This window comes from Lutimaribacter pacificus, from assembly GCF_900142185.1.
GTDB lineage: Bacteria > Pseudomonadota > Alphaproteobacteria > Rhodobacterales > Rhodobacteraceae > Lutimaribacter > Lutimaribacter pacificus.
The window spans coordinates 283668-303907 of sequence record NZ_FQZZ01000002.1; the positions used below are offsets into that span (position 1 = coordinate 283668).

Below are 20240 nucleotides of genomic sequence, written 5' to 3' on the forward strand. Positions count from 1 at the left end.
GTGAAAAGGACGTTTGATTAATGAAAGCCACCGATGCCAACCTCCTAAACTTCATCAACAGCGCGCCACAGTTCGTCATTCCGATCTATCAGCGGACCTATTCCTGGACTGAACGGGAATGTCGTCAGTTGTGGGAGGACATCCGGCGTGCGGGGCGTAGTGGTCATATCCCCGTACACTTCCTTGGCTCGGTCGTTTACATCGAAGAAAGCCTGTCCAACACATCCAGCCGCGCGCCGCTGCTTGTCATCGACGGCCAACAGCGCCTGACCTCGGTCACGCTGCTCCTCGCCGCCCTGTCGCGGAAGGTGGGTGACGATGAGCCGGTCGATGGCTTTTCGTTCAAGAAAATCCGCAACCGATACCTGCTGGACCCGGATGAAAGCGGGGAACGTGCTTTCAAGCTGTTATTGTCCAAGACCGACCGCACGACGCTGAACGCGGTGGTGTCGGGCGATGACTTGCCCGAGCCGCATTCGGTGCGTGTCGCCGAGAACTTCAAGATGTTCTCACGTTGGCTCGACCAGGACGACGCGGCAGTGTCGGAGGTTTGTTCTGGCCTAGCAAAGCTGATGATTGTGGACGTGGCGCTCAGCCGGGAACATGACAACCCTCAGCTGATTTTCGAAAGCATGAACTCGACGGGCAAGGAGCTGTCGCAGGCCGATCTGATCCGCAATTTCGTCTTGATGGGGTTAGAGCCGAAACTGCAAACCCGGCTCTATGAGCAATACTGGCGGCGCATGGAAGAAGGTTTTGGTCAGGCAGCCTATGCCTCGCACTTTGACGGTTTTATGCGGAATTATCTGACAGTCGTAACCGGGTCGATCCCCAGACTTGATGATGTCTATGATGCGTACAAGGCGTATTCCCAGGAACAAATTGGCGGTGGCCGTGAGGTGGAAGACCTCGTGCGGGAGGTCTGGGAATTCTCGCAGTACTACGGGGCGCTCGTATTGGGGCAAGAGAAAGATAAGGCCTTGGCGCTCGGCTTCAGGGATCTGCGAGAGCTGAAAGTTGATGTCGCCTACCCATTCCTTCTGGAGGTCTACAAAGACTATAAGACGAGCGCATTGAGCGCTGACGATTTCCTTGAAGTGGTCCGCTTGGTCGAGGCCTATGTCTTCCGTCGCGCGATCTGTTCCGTGCCCACGAATTCCCTGAACAAGACCTTTGCGACATTTGGCCGAGAGCTGAAAAAAGATCGCTACCTTGAAAGCGTCAAGGCACACATGCTCAACATGAAGTCATATCGCCGGTTTCCGCGTGACGAAGAGTTCATCGCGCGCATTCAAGATCGCGACCTCTACAACTTCCGTAGCCGCACTTACTGGCTTCGGAAATTTGAGAACTTCGGAAGAAAAGAACGCGTCGAGGTCGACGATTACACGATTGAGCACATCCTGCCGCAGAACGAGAACCTATCAACAGAATGGCAAGCCGCCCTTGGATCGGACTGGGCCGCCGTGCAAGAGAAGTGGCTTCACACGTTGGGGAACCTGACACTTACCGGGTATAATTCCGAATACAGTGACAAGAGTTTCGCTGAGAAGCGCGACATGGCCGGCGGTTTCAAAGAAAGCCCGTTGCGCGTCAATAAAGGGTTGGGTTTGTTGGAGACATGGGACGAAGTTGCGATCAAGTCGCGAGCCCAACAACTTGCGCAGCAGGCCGCTGAAGTTTGGGCGGCACCTTCTCTGAGCGCCGAGGTCCTGGCGACCTACCGTACCCCGACTGAAGAGGCCAACGGTTATACCATCGAAGATCATCCCCATCTAACATCAGGCAAGATGAGAGACCTCTTCGAGCAGTTTCGTCGCGAAGTGATGGCGCTGGACCCGAGTGTAAGCGAACAGTTCCTCAAGCTTTACGTGGCTTACAAGGCCGAAACAAATTTCGCGGATGTCGTACCACAGGCCAAGGCGCTCAGGATTTCTATCAACATTGAACCTTATGAACTGAACGATCCGCGCGGGATGGCGGTCGATGTCACTGATGTAGGTCGATGGGGCAATGGAAACACCGAGGTCAAGCTAACGGGCCACGAGGACTTGCCATATGTCTTGGGGTTGGTGCGGCAAGCACTGGACCGTCAACTCGGAGCGGATGAACCAGCATGACCCAATTCGTTTTCTTGACTGCCGATTTCCCCGACCTCCTAGCTCACGCGAAAAAGGCTGAGAGTGCGGCACTATCCGACCCACGAGGCGCATGCTTCTGGGCGCGGTTGACCTTGGAAACAGCGATAAAATGGCTTTATCGCAACGACCCGTCGATGCGCTCGCCCTACCAGGACACTCTCGCGGCGTTGATTGCCGAGCCGTCGCTCGGCCAACTCACTGGCCCGGCTATCGTCACCAAAGCGCGATTTATCAAAGATCATGGCAACCGGGCGGCGCATGACAGCGGCAAGCCGATCAAGCCTCAGGACGCCGCCGCCGTTGTGCGTGAACTGTTCCATGTCTGCTATTGGATGGCGCGGACCTATGCAAAGGATGCGAAGCCAGACTCTTCGTTGCAGTTCGATGCCTCAAAGTTGGAAAAAACCCTGACGATTAGTGCCAGCACAGTTGCACAAATCCAGGCATTGAAAGAGAAGCACGACGCCCATGCCAAAGCGCTAAAGGACGCTGAAGCCGCCGCGCTCGCATCTGAGGAAGGTCGAAAGAGGCTCGAGGCTGAACTCGCGCAAGTGCGGGCTGAAATCAAAGAAATTCGCCAGGCCAACACTGCGGTACAAGATGACCACGACTACAATGAGGCCGCGACGCGCGATGCTTTCATTGATCTGCTGCTGAACGAGGCTGGGTGGCCGCTCGACCAGGAGCGCGACCGTGAATTTCCGGTATCAGGTATGCCTAATGACAAAGGTGAAGGCCTTGTCGATTATGTGCTTTGGGGAAACGATGCCAAGCCACTCGGCTTGGTCGAAGCGAAACGAACCAAGAAGGACAGCCGGATAGGGCAGCAGCAAGCCAAGATTTACGCCGATTGTCTTGAAACGATGTATGGGCGCCGTCCGGTGATTTTCACGACGAACGGCTATGAACATTGGCTCTGGGACGACCAGATGTACCCCCCGCGTCGTGTATCGGGCTTCCTGAAGAGGGATGAGCTCGTCCTGCTTCACCAACGTAGAGGCACCAGAAAATCGTTAGATGGGGTGTCCGTAGACCAGGGTATTGCTGGGCGCTTTTACCAGCAGCGAGCCATTCGCCGGGTAGGGGAGGCTTTTGAACGAGACCGACAGCGGAAGGCCCTGCTTGTAATGGCGACTGGCAGTGGCAAGACGCGAACGGTCATCGCGCTTATCGACCAGCTCATGCGCGCAAATTGGGTGCGGCGTGTGCTCTTCCTCGCGGATCGCGTGGCTCTGGTGAAGCAGGCACACAATGCCTTCAAGACACACTTGCCGACGGCGGCAAGTGCAAACCTGCTGAAAAAGCATGACCCGGCCAAGAACGATCATTCTGGTGCTCGTATTTTTCTATCGACCTATCCCACGATGATGGGGTTGATCGACGACGTCAAAGGCGGTGAAAAGCAGTTTGGCCCCGGCCACTTTGACTTGATCGTGATCGACGAAGCGCACCGTTCTGTCTATCGGAAGTACCGTGCCATCTTCGACTATTTTGATGGACTCCTGGTCGGCCTCACGGCGACGCCGCGCGAAGAGATTGACCGTGACACATACTCGCTCTTTGAGCTGGAACGCGGAATACCAACCGACAGTTATGACTTAGAGGATGCGGTGGCGGATGAATATCTCGTGCCGCCTAGGTCGATCTCGGTCCCTTTGAAGTTCCAACGTGACGGTATCGACTACGACAGCCTTTCTGACGAAGAAAAAGCCGAGTGGGACGCAATCGAGTGGGATGATGAGGGCGCGGTTCCTGATCGGGTGGAGGCGGCTGACTTGAACCGCTGGCTGTTCAACAAGGATACAGTGGACAAAGTCCTTGAGCATTTAATGACCAACGGCATCAAAGTCGCCGGAGGCGACAGGCTTGGGAAGACCATCATTTTCGCTAAAAACAGCGATCATGCGAAGTTCATTGTCGAGCGCTTCGATGCCAACTACCCACATTACATGGGTCAGTTTGCACGTCTCATCGACTACAGTGTCACCTATGCCCAATCGTTGATCGACGATTTCTCAGAAGCGGAGAAAGCCCCCCATATCGCAGTCTCTGTCGATATGTTGGACACAGGCATTGATGTGCCCGAGGTCGTGAATCTCGTCTTCTTCAAGATTGTTCGTTCTAAAACGAAGTTCTGGCAAATGGTTGGTAGAGGCACCCGAACTTGCGAGGATCTGTTCGGGCCAGGGCAAGACAAAGAAGAGTTCATCATCTTTGACTTCTGCCAAAACTTAGAGTTTTTCAATGAGAACCCCCAAATCACGGATGGCCCCGCAGCGCGACCAATCGGTGAACGCCTTTTTGTCTCGCGTGTCGACTTGGTAAACGCCTTGGTCGAAAGCGGAAACGAGAGCTCATTGGCTGTCGATATTAAGGACCGTCTGCACCAAGAAGTTCTCGGTATGAACCTTGAGAACTTCATTGTGCGTCGAGTGCGCCGATCCGTCGAGCGCTTTCAAAGGGCTGACGCATGGGACGTGCTTGACCTCGATGCACGTCTTGCCCTGACTGAGGAGGTTGCAGGGCTTCCTACAGCCTTCGAAGATGGCGGTCTCTCAGCAAAGCAGTTTGATCTTTTAGTGCTCAATGCTCAGTTGCTTCTGCTTCGCGGCGACGCCGCCTTTGCCAACCTTCAGCGGAGGATCGTGTCATTTGCCTTCGCTCTGGAGGGCCTTTCCAACGTTCCGGCGGTCGCACAGGAGCTTGAGGTTGTGTTGGCGATCCAAACGGACGAGTTTTGGCAGGACATCACGCCTGAAATCCTCGAAGACATCCGCCGACGTCTGCGCAACCTTGCTGAGCTGATCCAGCCTAAAGAGCGAAAGAATGTTATAACGGATTTCGAGGACAGTATTGGCGAAGCGACGACCATCGACTTGCCAGAAGTTGGGAGCGGTGTGGATAAGGTGCGGTTCAAGGCGAAGACGCGGAAGTTCATAGAGACCCACTTAGACCACATCACGATCCAGAAAATCAGGCGCGGTGAACAGCTGACGCCTGCCGATCTTGAAGAACTAGAACGAATGCTGATTTCTGAAGGTGTTGCCGATCAGGAAATACTAGAAGGGCTTCAGAACGAGGGCGGTCTGGGGGTATTCCTGCGCTCTCTGACTGGTCTAAGCCGATCTGCCGCAAAAGACGTATTCAGCAATTTCGCGGCAACCAACCAGCTTTCGGCAAATCAAACCGAGTTTATCGAGCTGATCATCAACAGTCTCTGTGAAAACGGTGTGGTCGACCCCAAAAGCTTCTATGAGAGCCCATATACTGATCTAGACGACATGGGCATTAATGGACTTTTTGATCCTACACAAACAGCTCAAATCGTCTCGTTAGTTCGGAGCATCAATGAAACCGCTGCTGCTTGAACGGCTGCATGGAAGCCATTGGCTCTTAATAATGCTGGGACTACACCATCGTCGACACAACCGGGATTTAATAACTGATGATTGAGCAACCTGTTACAATATATTTCGATCTGAAAGCTGATGCTAGGCCGACTATAGGATCAGTTGGTCGGGCAATGGTCGAGTTTGAAAAAATGGCTGGTGAGACAATCTACCTACTCGAGCCAGGTATAGAGTTCTCACTGGTCTATGAATCTTCGGCGGAAGGTAGCCTGAGGATCATAACAATGCTTCGTGGTGTGGTGACCCGCGAGCGCTTGGTCACTCTAGCCATCGTATTGACTACCACCCTTTTCAATAACGCCGTTGGACATTTTCAAGGCAAGGCGATGGACGAGGTCATCCAGGCATTGGCCGACGAAAACACAACCCTTACAGATGGTGATGTCGCCAGAATTGCAGCCGCAGTTGCGAATGTTGAACGATCCGAGACTGTAAGAGCGCCCCGTCGGGAGTTTTATCACGCGATTGAACAAGATGAGGCGATTGCTGGTGTAGCAGCTGTTCCAAACAGCAAGGCTGAAAGACCCGCCGTTATTGTGCCTCGCTCGGAATTTTCGGAGCGTGCGACACGCTATACACCGGCTGAACCCAACAACGCCCCTGAACCGCGTGTGGTGCCTGAGAGATTGGAGGTCGTGCTCGTTCAGCCCCCACTCATCGACAGCAATCGGCAGTGGCGTCTTTTCGCCAATGGGCATGAATTTGGGGCCAAGATGCTTGATGAAAAATTCAAAAAACAGGTCTTGGAAGGAACTACTGACCTTCGATTGGCGGGTGGTGTGATCCTTGATATTACCCTTGAGACTACGCAGGTCAACGAGGGCGGGTTGTGGCACAACAGATCATTCGCTGTTGCAGAAGTTCATAGCTGGAGGCAAAATCCACAGCAAGCAGAGCTCTTACTTTCGCATCGACGCGATGATGATGATCAACATAATCAAGATGATAACGAGGATAGGCCACGCTGACACGAACCCAACCCAGTTGATGAATAGCTGAAGCAACACAACGGTCAGTGCAATCGCGAGCAGTTCCGCGATCAGCTTAATCAACCGTTTGATGAACTTTTCGTCCAAAATTAGATGCCTCGCAGTCTTTTGGGCGAGCTTATGCCAAACCTACTGAAAAATGGTAAGGCTTCTTGTTGCGCGCACCGAGCGCGTTCACACATAAGTGCCATTCGTCCCGTTCGGCTATAGTCTCCGCGAGGGCCATTCCGAACCATCAGGGCCCGAGAAAAGCCAAAATTGGCTGCTCATGTCATCTCGCTTTAAACAACTCCGCCGCAGGCACCCCAAGCGCTTCAGCTATCCTCAGGATCGTCTTGAGGCCCGGATTCCGTTCCCCACGCTCGATCCCCCCGATATAGGTTCGGTCAAGCTCCACGGTCAGGGCAAAGCCCTCCTGTGAATAGCCTTGTGCCTTGCGCAGCTCGCGCAGGCGCTTCCCGAAATCCTCGATTGTAAACGTGCGCTCCATACCGCTGTAGCGCAAAAAAGGTGTTTAATCGTCCACGGACTAATCGTATCATTTTGGGTAGCAGAGGAGATTTCGATGAGTTTCGTACGATTTGCCCGCCAGTTGTTCATGGCTTCGCTGATTTCCGGTGCAGCGGTTGCCGCCCACGCCCAAGATCGCCTGACCGAAACGTTGACGCCAGCCCCGCGCCCTTACCCCTACGCGATCCTCGACATTCAGCCGGGCGCGGAGGCGATGGACGCGGCCAGCATGTTCGGCGAGCGGATGATGCTGATCCTCGTGCCGGAGCAGGTTGCGCTGCGGGTCGAGAATGGTGAGGGACGCGCCTTTGCGCTGACCTTCGACCAGAAGCTGATCACACAGGGCGTGGGGCTGCACACGCGCGTGGGCCGCGATCCCTATGCCGAGATCAGCGCCACGCTGGCGACCGAGGCCATGGGCGGGAGGGTGCTGCAAATTCGGCGCACGATCCGCGAGCCGAACGAGAACCTGCCTGAACCCGCTGCGCTGATCGCGCAACTGGAAGAGCGCTATGGTCCGCCCTCAAAGCGCGACGGTAGCAGCGCAACATGGGCGTGGAGCGAGGATGGCTTTATTCCTGATCTCGATGGCCAGCCGCTGAATGAGATCACCACCGTCAGCCAGTTCGGGTCGCGCAAGACGATCCAGTACCGGCCTTGTACGACAGGCTTCAGTGCCGATGCCGAATACCGTTTCCGCCAGCATCGTGAAACGCCGATCATGCCCGGGTGCACGGCACTTTTCACGGTGGGGGTTAGCGGTGGCGCACAGCTCTCAACCGTCAGCTTTTCGCTGACCGATTTCGACCTGATCCGCCAGCATGTGGCCGAGGTGGATCGTCAGATCCTCGAAGCCTTGACCACCGACGCGCCGGTAGCGCCCGCCGACATGGACCTGTGACGCCATGACAGACGCCACAGCAGAAACCCAGACCTGTCCCTTCTGCTACACCGAGCTGGACGCCCGCGCGACCGTCTGCGGGCAATGCGGTGCTGTCAAAGACCTCACCCCCGCATGGATGAGCCGCCTGAAGTTCTATGGCCTGAGCATCGGGCTTGTGCTGGTCGGACTGTTCCTCGCCTTCGTGGACGGCAAAGGGATCAATTGGTGGGCGGTGCCTTTCGCCGTGATCGGAGCCGCCTTTCTGGTGATGGGGCGGAAAGTCGACCTCTCCAACCAGCTTTGGCACCGTAAGGAATGAGGAGGCTGCTATGGCTTGGTATGATACACCGGCGTGCAGGGAGCAGCGTCAAGAACTTTTCGCATTGGCAAAGCGCGACCGATCCGAGGCTGAAGAGGCCCGCTTTCAGGAATTGATCGACCTTGTGAAGAAATGCGATGCATACAACAAGGCCGCCGAGGATTTCGTAAACGGCGCGCCATGAGCGGCGGGCCGCCGCGCAAGGTTGAGTGATGGCACATTGGTACACGGCGGACCCGCATTTCGGGCATGAAGCGATTTTGGCTCATGCCGCGCGGCCCTTTCGCAGCATCGAACATATGGACGCGACCCTGATCGAGCGGATGTGGAGCCGTGTCGGCCCTGAAGACGATCTCTGGATCGTCGGGGATTTCGCCTTTGGCCCGAAGGCAAAGGATGAAGGCTGGCTGCTCGGCCTCTTCGGGCAGCTTCCCGGCGCGCGCAAACATCTGATCACCGGCAATCACGACCTTGCCCCAACACTGGCCCTACCCTGGAACAGCATCACGCCCATTGCCGAGGTGCAGGACACCGAGGCTGAACGCCCGATCACGCTCTGCCATTATCCGATGATCACCTGGAACCACGCCCGCGAAGGCGCGCTGCATTTCTTCGGCCATGTCCACGCCAACTGGCGCGGCTCGTCCAATGCGGTGAATGTCGGCGTCGATGTCTGGGACTATGCCCCTGTCAGCGCCCGCGAAGCCGCCGCCCGCGCCCGCAGCCTGCCGCCCAACAGGCACTGGCAGGATGCTGAGCCACGGGCGAAAGCGAGGTAATTCACATGTCCCGTTCCCACCGCAAAACGCCAATCATCGGCGTGACAAAAGCCCCAAGCGACAAGTCCTTCAAGACCAGCGAACACCGCCGGGCACGCCGCGCCCTGAACCAGATCGACCTGACCGCAGATGATGCGCCTCATGAAAAGCAATTCGGCGACCCATGGCGCCCCGACAAGGACGGCAAGCATCCTTTCGACCCGAAAGAATGCCCCGAGTTGATGCGCAAATGACCCGCAACCCTGAGCACCGCCCGACGCATCGCGGCAACAACAAGCCATTCCGCATGAAATGCACGCTCTGCGGCACCATTGCGGAAAGCTGGCACTATGCAGCCAAAGCGCCGAAGGGGGCGACGAAGGGCATGGCGTCATGCGCGTGCGGAAACATCACCGTCGACAGCCTGGGCTACAAGAACCTCGGGCGGGTTTTCGAGAAGCAGCCAGGCACAGCGGAAGGCGTGGAATGACCCGCGATTCTCCGCATCAGGTGCGGAGAATAGGCCGCGCAATCTCCGCACCCCGCCTGAAACCCCACAATCGCTCAATACTTGGCGTCTCGCTCATGTGGATTTTCCGGCTCCCGTGTGGCATCCGGCCCCGCCTGACATCGCCCGCCATAAGGCAGGGGAAGGCGGGGTGGCCATGAGCCTTGAACAGACCAGCAAGGCTGCCTCAATCCCTCAGGGCGCTCGCCCTTCGGCGACGTTCTTGCCAACCTGATAGCAATGCAGGGCGCAGGGAAAGTGCCGGATGAGGACCCCGTCAATTTCGCTCTCGGCGGTGATCGTCTTCGTAGTCGCCCCTGCGGGCACGCTGTTGGCAAAGTTGCGTTTGGCGAACTCGACAAGCCCGCGCAATTCGCCTGGTTGATCGCTGGCGTAGCGGTCGGACCATTTGATTTCATATGCCCAGGTCGGCTTGAGGCGCGCCGGATCGACACGAACCAGATCAACTTCCAGATCGGTCCTTCCCTGCTTCCACCGCGCGTAATGCAGGTTTTTCATCAGATCGGAGTGGAACCATTGCGAAAAAATCGCCGTCTCGGCCATTGCGCCCATCGCATCGTCACCATCGGCAATCGGAGCGAATAGCGCGGCGCGCATGGATGGGTTGGTCAGGTAGACCTTGAAGTTTCGCATCCGCTGAAATGTCTTGCCAGTGTCGTCCACACGGCGGATTCGGACAACCAGAAAAGCGGCTTCCAAGTATTCGAGATACTTCGTGATCGTGTTCTTGGCTACGCCCGAGCTTTGAGCCAGGCCGTCGAGGCTGATTTCCTGCCCCGTATGGTAGGCTATTGTCGTGAAAAGCCGATTGAGTTCCTGAATGTCCTGAATTCCGTAGAGGCTGGGGAGGTCACGCAGCAAAACCTTGTCGATGATATCACGGCCAAGGAAACGCTGCACATCCGCTTGAATCGCCGGGTTGAGAACCGCCTCTGGATAGCCTCCGAAGTTCAGGTAATTGATGAACTCATCGTTCAGTCGTTCGATGTTCGGCGTGGAAAACCGCAAGGTAGCCCCAATCGGAGCGGATTTGATCAGATCGGCTTCCATCTCCCTAAATGCGAGGAATTCGGCAAAGGTGAGTGGCGGGAGGAAAAAGTCAGTGAAGCGACCCGCGCCCGATTCCTGGCTTTTCAGGCGCAGCGCTGCCGCCGCCGAACCGGATGCGATGAACCTTGTGTTCGGGTGCTGGTCGGTCAGAACCTTGAGATGGACTTCCCAGTCTTTCAGATACTGGATCTCATCAAAGACGATGATCCGCTTTGCCTGCGCATCATGCTCAGTCTCCTCCTCGAACAGGTCAATCAGGCGCGAGAGCGGCATTCCGCTATAGAGTGGTGTGTCGATGGATACGAACAGGATGTTCTGGCCGCTGAACCCCTCGTTTATCGCCTTCTCGATCAACTGACGCAGCATGACGGTCTTGCCAACCCGTCGCGGCCCCATCAGGATGGTTGAGCGTCGCACAGACCAGTCCAGGGCAAGCGTCGAGAAGGGGCTGAAATAGGCGCGCGTCTTCTCGGTCGGACTTTGAGCCATCTTATACGAAGCATCCCACCACGGGTTATCCCGGCGGAGACTTTTTAGAATGTCTGATTTCGCAATTTCGAGCATGTTTCTCTAGTATCAACGCATTGATCTTATGTCAACGCCACCGCTCATGGCACTGATAATATGAGGATATTCATGTAAGGTTAGTGAGCCGTACCTGCTTTCTGGACGGCCCCTTACGTTTAACCGAACGCTTAGTCTGCGCGCACCACCCGGAACATCCGCCCGTTGTAGCGGGCGAGATCCGACAGGCCAGGGGCGCTCCAGCGGGTGATGGTTTCGCCCTGCGGCACCACGATCACTACTCGGTTGCGGTAGGGGATCAGATCAAACCCGATTTGCTGCCGCAGGTCTGCAAAGTGCTCCAGATCGGCGCGCGCTGCATCGCGGTCGGCACCGAGCTGTGCCAAATCGGCACCCATCGCCTCGATCTCGGCGGTCAGTACGGCCTCACGGCTTGCCAACCGATCGGCGAGGGCTTGCAAGGCGGCCTCCCCTTCGGCGCGGGCCTCGGCAATCTCTTGGGTGTTCTCGGTGCGGATGCGAGCGGCCTCGCTTCGTGCTTCATCGACCATGCGGCTGGCGACTGCCCCGGTCAGTGCCAAGACCAAAGCCCCGACGAGGGCGACGAATACCACACCAACAGTCACCCGGCGACGAAGGGCCGTGATCCTTCGGCTATCGGCTTTGACGGCCTCAGACAGGGTTTGCCGGACAGCGTCCAGTTCCGCAAGTTTGCTCTGGGCCTCGGCCAACCCGTCTTTCAACTGCGCAAAATCATCGGCAGCCGAGGTGCGGGCTTCCGCTTTTTGCCGTCGTATCCTCGCAAGTCGCTCATCGAGCTCATTCATGGTTGGTGGCCGGGCTGTCGGTCTAGCGCCGCCTTCACAGGCTCCGCAATCTTGTCGGCGACCACCGCTTGTTCGGTGGACGGCAGTCGTTTGGAAAGCTGCGTCCAGGCGACGTGCAGAGCTTTCATCGTGTCTTTGATCAACTCGATCAGGTCGAGCTTCTTCGCCCGCTCCCGAAGATCATCATCGCGGATAGTCCACACTCTCGGGTCGGCGGGATTTGGGCGCACCGAACCATCAAGCACCCCAAGAAACAGCTCCAGAACAACATGCGCAGCCTCTTTCGCCGCATTGCGCAGCGCGTCAGCCCGATCTTGGTTGAGCTGCGCCTGTGCATCCCGCAGGCGGCGAGCTTCCTGTTCGGCCTCCTGCCGGGCGCGGTGCAGGTCGGCGCGTTCCGCTTCGCGCTGTTGCCGATGCAGAGCCTCAAGCTCCTCTTGCTTCTGGTCAAGCTGCTGCTGAATACGAGCTTCGGCATTCTGGGCATCCCGCGCCGCCTGCTCGCGCAGACGCTTGGCCTCTGCACGATCCGCCTCCGCCTCTTCCAGCGCTTGATCAGCCAAATCGAGCTTTTCCACGATCTCCTCGGCCTTGGCGGCCAGTGACCGCTCCAGACCATCTTCCGCGTCAACCACATCTTCCAGCCGCCCGTCGATTTCCTGGCTGATTTGGGCCGTCAGCTTTGCTGCGTCCTTCCGCGCCTTCCATTGCTGGCGGCTGAGGCGCTCGCGCTTTGGGCCAGTTCGAGTCAGGCCACAGGCCAGACTGACATGCTCATAGTAGTGGTCCTGCAATTCACGCGCCTTCGCGCGATAGGCAGCATTGCCCAATTTCAGCGCGGCTTTGTCGTCATGACCGGCGGCACGGGCCGTTTCCATGGCCTTCTCCTTGGCCTGCCATGCTGGGTTGAGCTGGCGTGCCGAACAGGTCGGATCGTCCAACGGGAGGATATAGGCGTGAATGTGGGGGTGCTTTTCGTCCCAATGTTCGATCACGGACACCAGCTTGTCGCCGAAACGCGCCTTTAGCCAGGCAAGGTTGTGGTCCCGCCAGCGCTCGTAATCGGCGCGGGCGTCGGGTTTCGTGTTCACAAGATCGGTCGGCAAGGGATGCGATGCGACAGCCGTCATCAACGTGTGCCGGTCTTTACGGATACCCCGGCGAGCCGTTCGGCCATCCTTCAGGGTGACTTCGACGCCGCCAGCGGCGACCATCTCGTCGTGCAGCCTGCGGACCTCATCAGCAGCCACCCCATAGACGAGAGACGGCGGGAGTGGATCGGCCACATGCTTGCTGTATTCAGGTGCGCGGGAGGCCTCTGCGAGCACCTGTTCAACAGACTGCCCGCGCTCGTTGGCTTTGCGTGCATAGGATTGGAGGTGCATGAATTGGGGACCGGACATCACAGCCCCCTAGTTTGATAAGAAACACAATATGGACCGACTATTATGTTGCAAGCAACATGTCGGCCAGGGCGCTGCACCCCTGAACCCAGCCAAGCGGCTGCGCCGCCGGTCCCATTGGGACCGAAGCCGCCGACGGCGGCTGCAACCTCAGCCCGCGCCAGCCATGTGGTGGGCGCGCGGTCTGAGGTTGCGAAGGGGGCTTCGTGTGAAATGGGAACCTGTGCAAGCGGTGCATTAAGCGCCATTTCTATGCCCTCCCACGTTGTCGATCAGTTCCCCGAGCAAGCTGTTGATGACGGCGCCCTGACGCGCTTCTGATCGTGCCATACCGATGAACGCGGCGGCGGCATCCCGAACCCTGTAGCCATCCAGTCGTTCAGAGTTGCGATCCGCAATCATGAGGCACAGCGCCGTCCGTTCCTCCCCCAACATTCTGCAATGTCGTTCCCAGACGCTGGAGTTTACCCCAAGCTGATCGGCCCGCTCCTTCGCTGCCTTCTGGATCGTTCGCGGACTGAGTGCGCCACGTTTGTCTAGCGCGCTCCAATAAAACTCGATGATCTCTCGCAGCGGCTCGCTTGCCAGCAACGCCACCTGGGCGGGCGTTGTGCGGATCGGCTGAGCGTCATGCCGTTTCTCAACCCTACAGGTTTTATTGATATTTTCTTTACTTGTATTGGGTGCGGGTGAAATGTCGCACTGGTGGGACTTTTCACCCCTACTGACTTCCGCAGAAAAATCTTCCCAGACCGCTTCCAGCGCTTCGGCCACCTGCTTCAGGCGTTCGAAGTTTTGAATGGTTGAAGGACGGCGGTTCGGCAGGATTTCTTCGGCGGCCTCCACCGCATCTTTGAGGCACAGCCTGCGAATGTCGCCGAACAGCTTTTTGATCCGGCGGCACAGTCGATTTGCCTCCTCCTCTTCAAACGCAGCTTTTCGAGCCGCAACCTGAATCTCTGTGGCGCGGGCGATCAGCGGAGCGAGGTTGATCCCGAATTCACTGCTGATCTTGCCGTCCCTTCGGGAACCATCGCGCCGACTGTGGTCCGAGGCGGTTTTTGCCACTAGCCCCCGCCGGATCAGATCAGCCTCGATGCGCGCCACCTGTCGCCTGTCCACTCCCGCCTGAGCCGAAATCTTCGTGACCGAGGTCCAGAAGCTGCAAATCCGGCCAGCAAAGTAATCTTCATCCATTGTGTTGGAGATCGCGACTTCGAGATAGGAGACGGCCCCGTTGCTGAGACCCAGCTGACGCCGTGCCTTTTTGATCAACCCGAAGAACTGCCAGCGCGTCATACCACTCGGCAGACCGCCATGTGTGAGGTGCTGCGTCATGCCCGCACCTCTTTTCTGGACGGCATCTCTCTGGTGATGCTATACATGTTGGGAAAGTCGGGTACTTTCACATGAACTTTGACCCCGGTTTCGGTTGCCGCCGAACCGGGGTTTTTCTTTGCCCTGGGCCACAATCTGTGTCCCATTTCGGAGGGTAAGTCATTGTTCTGCAAGGCCCCACAACGGCTATTTGTGTCCCAAAGCCTTGTTTGATTTTGTTGGATTTTTCTGCGATCCTCGGTGTTCTGCCGGGGTCACCATTTCAAAAAGCATGGAAACTCAACCATCTTAGTGGGTGGTGGGGACCAATATGCGGTGTGAAGGACACTATCGAGGGTTACCACCGGAGCGCGGCAGCGCAATGCATCGAGCCGCCAAAGGGGCTGAGGACGGCATGCCGATTCAGTTTGAAAGCGCCCAATAGCTTGTGTGAAACACTGAACTCGTGGGTCGACAACAAATCATTTGGGCGTGGATCATCAGGACCATGATCGGTGATGGTCTCCCATTGAGGCAGGCCCGTTCATCCCGAGCCTTTTCGCTCCAGGCCCTTCAACAGCTGATCGATCAACTTTCCGTTTGGTCGTATTTCCGCCGCCCTTTTGAGGAGGAGGTATGCAACTTCTGGATCGCTGTCATAAAGCTTGATCCCTGCATCTCTATAGCGGACTGCAAGTGCATCATTGACATTATGCTCCGACATCAGCTTCTCGATCAGGCGATATATGTCCGAAACGCTTTTCTTGCTGAATGTCAAAGGATTTGCATGAGAGGCATCTATCCGCTCTCGGTCAAGTTTCCTCATCAGCTCGCTCCCGAAGAGATCGTTGATCTTGTCTATTGATGAGTTGATGTCAGAAAGTTCCGAATCCGAGATTTGGACAGGAAAAACAGCCTTTCTACCACTCACGGACTTCAATAGATCAACAAGCTCAATATTTCTGGGACCGACATTCTTTCCCCCGTTATATCGTTCATTCTCACTGTTATAGACACTGATCAATGCGGCGGCCTCAGCACTCATCGACGAATTACTTCTTAGTTCTTTTATGGTCTTGTCCCTTGCTTTGTCTCCGGATTGACACAGGACAAAATTTGCCAATCCGGTCTTGGTTACATCTTCAAACCTACGGAAATTGCAATTCTGAACGCCAAATTCCTTTGCAAATCTCTCAAACGACGGGAGGTAAATTTGCATAAGGATATTGGCTGCTCCGCCCCCAAAGCCCGGGCAACTCTGGTAAGAGTAGTTTCGATATATATTTTCGGTGATATCTTCGAGTGAGGTCAGTCCGGGCTTGATGTATTGCTGAATGCTTGACTGAAGATAGTCGAATGGATCACGCGCCAATCCCACAATCGTAATTCTACTCGCGGAGCATTTATCGTATAGGAAACGGTGCATCTCTGCCAGGCCCTCCTCCGGCAGGATTGACAGGTCCTCAGAAGAAACGATGAGGGTTTCAGCTTGGCACTTCAGAATGTTCTCCTCGATACTGTTCCTCATATCATCTTGAGATAATCTCTTCAGGCTGCCGAACCAAGGAGTGTGGAAATGACTTTCCAGGCAAGGTGTAAAAGCATGATGGAAAATATAATGATTGTTTGGATTGAATATTGAATCCTGATAGAAGCTGACATCGACACTCTTCAAATCAGATGCCGCTTGCCCAAGGGATTTCTGAATACTGGTAGTTCCAGTCTTGTGAGGTCCGATATGAAGTATGATATGCAAGCGCGCGCCCCAGGCTCCGATGTAGAACTTTGATATTTACAAACACTTCCAAATGGGGGGAGTCAATCGAACGTCTGCCGCAAGGCTTGGATCAGTCTCGAGTGCACTGGCGATGTTCTTCGAATACTATTTGCGCAGAAGGTGTCAGGGGCTGGGCACGCGGTCGTGCACCCCGGTCCTTTTCCCGGGTACCGGCAAATTTGATCAGATTCCACTGGCCCCGGCGCCGCCGATCCGTAAGGATGTGGCCCAAATCGCCATGCCATAAGGGAGTCGTGCCATGACCACGCCGCTGTCGAACTCGTTGAACATCGCCGATATCAGCACCACGCTGCACCCCTACACCGATGCCCGCAAGCACGAGAAGCAGGGCCCGCTCGTCATCGACCGGGGCGAGGGTATCCATGTCTACGACACCAACGGCAAGAAATACATCGAGGCGCTGTCGGGCCTGTGGTCGGTTGCCGTGGGCTTTGACGAGCAGCGCCTGTGCGACGCCGCGATGGCGCAGATGCAAAAGCTGCCCTATTACCACACCTTCGCCCACAAATCGCACGAACCGTCGATCCGCCTGGCCGAAAAGCTGGTCGAGATGACGCCCGAGCACCTGACGCGCGTATTCTATACCTCGTCGGGGTCCGAGGCGAACGATACCGTCGTCAAGATGGTCTGGTTCTACAACAACGCGCTGGGCCGGCCGGAGAAAAAGAAGTTCCTCGCCCGCGACAAGGGCTATCACGGCATCACCGTGGCCTCGGGCAGCCTGACCGGCCTGCCCGCCAATCACAAGCATTTCGACCTGCCCGCGATCCCCGTGGTGCACCTGACCTGCCCGCATTTCTACCGCTTCGGCAAGGATGGCGAGTCCGAGGCCGAGTTCACCCAACGCCTGCTGGACGAGGCCGAGGAAACCATCCTGCGCGAAGGCCCCGAAACCATCGCCGCCTTCATCGGCGAGCCGGTGATGGGCGCGGGCGGCGTGATGGTCCCGCCCCAAGGTTACTGGCCGGGGATCGAGGCGCTGTGCCGCAAATACGATATCCTGCTGGTGTCGGACGAGGTGATCAACGGCTTCGGCCGGCTGGGCACCACCTTCGGCTGCGAAAAGATGGGCTTCAGCCCCGATATCATGGTGACCTCCAAGCAGCTGACATCGTCCTACATGCCGCTGGCGGCAGTCGTGTTCTCCGAGGCCGTCTATGACGTGATCGCCGACAACACCCATGCGCTGGGCACCTTCGGCCACGGCTATACCGCCACCGGCCACCCGGTCGCCACCGCGGTGGGGCTGGAGAACCTCAGGATCATCGAGGAACGCGACCTGATCGGCAACGCCGCCCGCCTGTCCGGTCCGTTCCAGGAGGGGCTGCGCCAATACGCAGATCACCCGCTGGTGGGCGAGGTGCGCGGCACCGGCCTGATCGCGGCGCTGGAGATGGTGGCCGACAAGGACAGCAAGCGCCAATTCGATCCGGTGGGCAAGCTGGGCCTCAAAGGGTTCGAGATCGGCCACGAAGAGGGGCTGATCTGCCGCAGCCTGGGCGACACGCTGGCGCTGTGCCCGCCGCTGATCATGACAGAGGACGACGTGGCCGAGATCGTGCGCATCATGGGCGTGATCCTGGACCGCACGCTGGACTACGCCAAATCCGAAGGCATGGTCTGATCCGCCGGGCCGGGCGGGTCCGCCCGCCCGCCGCTATTGCAGCAGCAGCCAGCGCACCGGCCCGAGGCGCGACAGGTCGATCACATGGGTGCTGTCCTGCACCGTATGGGCACCGGGATCGGCCAGCGGTCGGCCCGTGCCATCGGTCAGCGTCAGGTCCGGCGGGGCGCCGATCCGCAGTGCACCGCCAAGTGGCTCGATCCGGTAGGCGGGGTTTTTGCCGCCCACCGGCATCGCCCGCCCGGTGAGCGAGATCATGATCCTGAGCGATCCCGCGATCGCCCGTCCGTCCAGGCTCTGCACCGCCACAGCCGCCATCGGCATGTCGCTGTCCAGCCGGATCGAGGACAGCGAGATCGCCCCGCCCGCAAGCGCCCCGGCGGCAAGCTGGCTCTGCGCGGTATCGACAGTGTAAAGCCCGCGGCGGAAATCGCGCCGTATCTCGCCCGTGTCCGAGGCGATATGCCCGGCCCCCGCGTCGATAAGGGCGGTGTCGGGATCGGTGACCGGGATGGCGTCCCTGCCGGCCCGCGTCGGCCGCAGCCAGCCCAGTTCCGGCGTTTCGGGCAATTCGACCACCAGCCGCCCCTGCTCCGCCAGCGTGCGCAGCGCGGTCGAGGTGGCCGGAGTGATCTTCCGCCCATAGAACACGTCCGCCGACAGCTGCAGCGCAAAGGTTCGCCCGGCGGGCCGGACGTGCCCCTGCCGGTACATCAGTGCCGCCGCAGGAAGCATCGCAAGGATCGCCGGATCATACGCCACCGACCAGTTCCCCGGCCGGGTCGGCCCGTTCAGTGGCCGCTGGGAATAACCAAAGATCATCGGCGCATCCCAGCCCTGGTAGGCCGCGCTCGCCGCCATGCGCAGCGGGCCGGCAAGGCGATCCCCGGCGGGAAACCCGGTGATGTTCCATTCGGAAACGCTCAGCGGCATCCCCGCGACCTGCGCCGCCGCAGCCCAGTCGGGAAATCCCGCCGCATCGCGCGGGTTCCGGCGCAGTTCGTCCGGCTGGCCATAGGCATGCACGTCGATGATCGTGCCCAGCGTCAGCGACGGCAGCGCGGCGATGGAATTACCGCCCCAGCTGTTCGTCGTTGCCACCAGCCCGTCGAACCCGGTGGCGCGGATATCGGCGATCGTGGTCTGGAAGAAACGGCGCTCAAGATCGTTGAGAAACAGCTTGGACGGCCCGAATGTCCACGCCTTCCAGGTCTCTTTCGGGGGCAGCCCCTGCGCTTTGGCAAAATCGCGCGCCCGCGCCATGTAGATCGCGGAATGCGCCGGCACGCCCTTGTCGGGCAAAAGCGCGTTGCCGAAATGATGGGTCAGGTCGTTCTCGTTGGTGATCAGCACGGCAATGATTGCCGGGTCCTCGGCATAGCGCAGCCCGGTATGCGGGTTCCGGTGCGAAAGATAGGCGCGCTGGAACTCCAGCATTCGCGCCCGGATACTGTCTGAAACGTAGTTGAAGCCGCGAATATCCGCCCGCGCCTTGCCCCCGGCGATCTCGTCGAAGGCGTCGATGCCGTCCCGCGCGGTAACCTCGCGCCCGACATGCAGGTCCAGCCAGACATAGATTCCCTCGTCCCGCAGCGCCGCGATCCAGAGGTCGAGCATCGCCATCGCCTCCGGGTCCAGCCGTGTCGTGGCGGGTGCCTTGGCGCCAAAGACATTCGGGGTGACCCAGCGCGAATCGTGGTGGTGGATGCGCACCAGGTTGAAGCCGAGCGCCGCCAGCCGCCGCGCATGTGCCGCGATGTTCTCCGGTGCGGTCCGAAACAGCGCATAGGCCTGCAGGTTGGCCCCCCAGAACCGCGCGGGGCTGCCGTCGTCAAAGACCAGATCGGCCCCCGCTGCCCGGACCCGGCCCTTGCTGCCGGCGGGGGTATGGTTGAGGAACCCCAGGTCGGGATTGCCGGGCGCGATGCCCACCGTTGCTTCCGGCCACAACACCGGATCGCCGGGGGATTGCGCGGTGGCAAGGGGCGGAACGCCCAGCAAGGCCAGGATCAGAACAAGCGAACGGATGCGAAAATTCGGCATGGGACAAGGCCAGTGCTTCGGACGACTATATCGCGGACCCGCCGGCAGGTCCGTCCGGCAACAGCCTGACCCGGGCGATCCGCCCTTGCATCCTATCACATTGTGCGGCGTTGC

The 20240-nt window shown here is 58.1% G+C and carries 17 protein-coding genes; 10 read left to right on the forward strand and 7 right to left on the reverse strand.

The annotated features are described in order from the left end of the window. Positions 1-20 precede the first annotated feature (20 nt). From F3H87_RS07415 to F3H87_RS07425, 3 genes are all read left to right on the forward strand, one after another. Complete coding sequence (locus tag F3H87_RS07415; RefSeq protein ID WP_149787943.1) at positions 21-2120, forward strand: DUF262 and DUF1524 domain-containing protein; 2100 nt, start codon at positions 21-23, stop codon at positions 2118-2120. After that, on the forward strand, positions 2117-5509 hold the full coding sequence (locus F3H87_RS07420; RefSeq protein WP_149787944.1) for a DEAD/DEAH box helicase family protein: 3393 nt from the start codon (positions 2117-2119) through the stop codon (positions 5507-5509). The genes F3H87_RS07415 and F3H87_RS07420 overlap by 4 nt, the downstream gene beginning before the upstream one ends. A gap of 155 nt (positions 5510-5664) precedes the next feature. Continuing rightward, positions 5665-6519, forward strand: a complete 855-nt coding sequence (locus tag F3H87_RS07425) for a hypothetical protein (RefSeq protein WP_149787945.1) — start codon at positions 5665-5667, stop codon at positions 6517-6519. A 292-nt stretch (positions 6520-6811) separates the two neighbouring features. Here F3H87_RS07425 and F3H87_RS07430 read toward each other — a convergent pair whose 3' ends face one another. Further along, positions 6812-7030 (reverse strand): helix-turn-helix domain-containing protein, encoded by a 219-nt coding sequence (locus F3H87_RS07430; RefSeq protein ID WP_149787946.1) that lies wholly within the window; start codon positions 7028-7030, stop codon positions 6812-6814. A gap of 75 nt (positions 7031-7105) precedes the next feature. Between F3H87_RS07430 and F3H87_RS07435 the strand changes: the two genes are divergently transcribed. The 6 genes from F3H87_RS07435 to F3H87_RS07455 are packed head-to-tail and all read left to right on the forward strand — an operon-like array spanning position 7106 to position 9500. Then, positions 7106-7951, forward strand: a complete 846-nt coding sequence (locus F3H87_RS07435; protein WP_149787947.1) for a hypothetical protein — start codon at positions 7106-7108, stop codon at positions 7949-7951. A 4-nt stretch (positions 7952-7955) separates the two neighbouring features. Further along, complete coding sequence (locus F3H87_RS07440; RefSeq protein ID WP_149787948.1) at positions 7956-8252, forward strand: hypothetical protein; 297 nt, start codon at positions 7956-7958, stop codon at positions 8250-8252. Positions 8253-8262: 10 nt separating this feature from the next. After that, positions 8263-8436, forward strand: a complete 174-nt coding sequence (locus F3H87_RS21790) for a hypothetical protein (protein WP_188129192.1) — start codon at positions 8263-8265, stop codon at positions 8434-8436. 28 nt (positions 8437-8464) lie between these two features. Further along, the gene (locus F3H87_RS07445; protein WP_149787949.1) at positions 8465-9031 is read left to right on the forward strand and encodes a metallophosphoesterase; all 567 of its coding nucleotides are present in this window, start codon (positions 8465-8467) and stop codon (positions 9029-9031) included. A gap of 5 nt (positions 9032-9036) precedes the next feature. After that, positions 9037-9264, forward strand: a complete 228-nt coding sequence (locus F3H87_RS07450) for a hypothetical protein (protein WP_149787950.1) — start codon at positions 9037-9039, stop codon at positions 9262-9264. Then, positions 9261-9500, forward strand: coding sequence for a hypothetical protein (locus tag F3H87_RS07455; RefSeq protein WP_149787951.1), 240 nt, complete (start codon positions 9261-9263; stop codon positions 9498-9500). The genes F3H87_RS07450 and F3H87_RS07455 overlap by 4 nt, the downstream gene beginning before the upstream one ends. Before the next feature lie 213 nt (positions 9501-9713). On the opposite strand, the gene F3H87_RS07460 is transcribed toward F3H87_RS07455, so the two are convergent. From F3H87_RS07460 to F3H87_RS07480, 5 genes are all read right to left on the reverse strand, one after another. After that, positions 9714-11153, reverse strand: a complete 1440-nt coding sequence (locus tag F3H87_RS07460) for an ATP-binding protein (RefSeq protein WP_149787952.1) — start codon at positions 11151-11153, stop codon at positions 9714-9716. A gap of 131 nt (positions 11154-11284) precedes the next feature. After that, the gene (locus F3H87_RS07465) at positions 11285-11941 is read right to left on the reverse strand and encodes a hypothetical protein (protein WP_149787953.1); all 657 of its coding nucleotides are present in this window, start codon (positions 11939-11941) and stop codon (positions 11285-11287) included. After that, positions 11938-13344, reverse strand: coding sequence for a plasmid recombination protein (locus F3H87_RS07470; RefSeq protein WP_149787954.1), 1407 nt, complete (start codon positions 13342-13344; stop codon positions 11938-11940). Before F3H87_RS07470 ends, F3H87_RS07465 begins: the two co-directional genes overlap by 4 nt. A 237-nt stretch (positions 13345-13581) precedes the next feature. Continuing rightward, positions 13582-14682, reverse strand: a complete 1101-nt coding sequence (locus F3H87_RS07475; protein WP_149787955.1) for a helix-turn-helix domain-containing protein — start codon at positions 14680-14682, stop codon at positions 13582-13584. 523 nt (positions 14683-15205) lie between these two features. Continuing rightward, on the reverse strand, positions 15206-16417 hold the full coding sequence (locus F3H87_RS07480; RefSeq protein WP_149787956.1) for a hypothetical protein: 1212 nt from the start codon (positions 16415-16417) through the stop codon (positions 15206-15208). 280 nt (positions 16418-16697) lie between these two features. Here F3H87_RS07480 and F3H87_RS07485 point away from each other — a divergent pair, with 280 nt between their 5' ends. After that, positions 16698-18083 (forward strand): aspartate aminotransferase family protein, encoded by a 1386-nt coding sequence (locus F3H87_RS07485; protein ID WP_149787957.1) that lies wholly within the window; start codon positions 16698-16700, stop codon positions 18081-18083. A gap of 33 nt (positions 18084-18116) precedes the next feature. Here F3H87_RS07485 and F3H87_RS07490 read toward each other — a convergent pair whose 3' ends face one another. Further along, positions 18117-20126, reverse strand: a complete 2010-nt coding sequence (locus F3H87_RS07490; protein ID WP_149787958.1) for a glycoside hydrolase family 5 protein — start codon at positions 20124-20126, stop codon at positions 18117-18119. Between the last annotated feature and the right edge of the window lie 114 nt (positions 20127-20240).